This window comes from Vibrio hepatarius, assembly GCF_043642085.1.
Lineage (GTDB): Bacteria > Pseudomonadota > Gammaproteobacteria > Enterobacterales > Vibrionaceae > Vibrio > Vibrio hepatarius_C.
The window spans coordinates 1-1,147 of record NZ_JBHZSA010000049.1 but is presented as its reverse complement, the minus strand read 5'-3'; the positions used below and the strand labels follow the sequence as shown (position 1 = coordinate 1,147).

The following is a 1,147-nucleotide window of genomic DNA, read 5'->3' as shown; positions in this document are numbered from 1 at the left end:
ATTAGTCGAAGATCTTAGCAACAACACCAGCACCTACTGTACGGCCACCTTCACGGATAGCGAAACGTAGGCCTTCATCCATTGCGATTGGAGCGATTAGCTCTACTTTCATTTGGATGTTGTCGCCTGGCATTACCATTTCTACGCCTTCTGGTAGAGAGATATCACCAGTTACGTCAGTTGTACGGAAGTAGAACTGTGGACGGTAGCCTTTGAAGAACGGAGTATGACGGCCGCCTTCGTCTTTAGAAAGTACGTATACTTCTGACTCGAACTTAGTGTGTGGGTTGATTGAACCAGGTGCAGCAAGTACTTGACCACGTTCAACTTCATCACGCTTAGTACCACGTAGTAGTGCACCAACGTTCTCACCTGCACGACCTTCGTCAAGCAGCTTACGGAACATTTCAACACCAGTACATGTAGTCGTTGTCGTTTCTTTGATACCAACGATTTCTACTTCGTCACCTACATTTAGGATACCGCGCTCGATACGACCAGTTACAACTGTACCACGACCTTGGATTGAGAATACGTCTTCGATTGGTAGTAGGAATGGTTGGTCTACTGCACGCTCTGGCTCTGGGATGTAAGAGTCTAGTGCTTCAGCAAGCTCAACGATTTTCGCTTCCCACTGCTCTTCGCCGTTTAGTGCGCCTAGTGCAGAACCTTGGATAACTGGTAGGTCATCACCTGGGAAGTCGTACTCAGATAGAAGTTCACGAACTTCCATTTCTACTAGCTCTAGAAGCTCTTCATCATCAACCATGTCACATTTGTTCATGAATACGATGATGTAAGGAATACCAACCTGACGGCCTAGTAGGATGTGCTCACGAGTTTGTGGCATTGGACCATCTGTTGCAGCAACAACTAGGATACCACCGTCCATCTGTGCAGCACCTGTGATCATGTTCTTAACATAATCCGCGTGTCCTGGACAGTCTACGTGTGCGTAGTGACGTGATGGAGTGTCGTACTCTACGTGAGAAGTAGCGATTGTGATACCGCGCTCACGCTCTTCTGGAGCGTTATCGATAGATGCGAAGTCTTTCGCAACACCGCCGTACACTTTTGCAAGTGTAGTACAGATAGCAGCAGTTAGAGTTGTTTTACCGTGGTCAACGTGGCCGATAGTACCAACGTT

General features: G+C 47.5%; 1 protein-coding gene. It reads right to left on the bottom strand.

The window, feature by feature from the left end; translation table 11 throughout:
* Position 1: 1 nt before the first annotated feature.
* Positions 2-1,147, bottom strand: a 1,146-nt coding sequence (gene tuf / locus ACHUFZ_RS21235) for an elongation factor Tu (RefSeq protein ID WP_394128714.1), incomplete at its 5' end; no start/stop codon positions are given.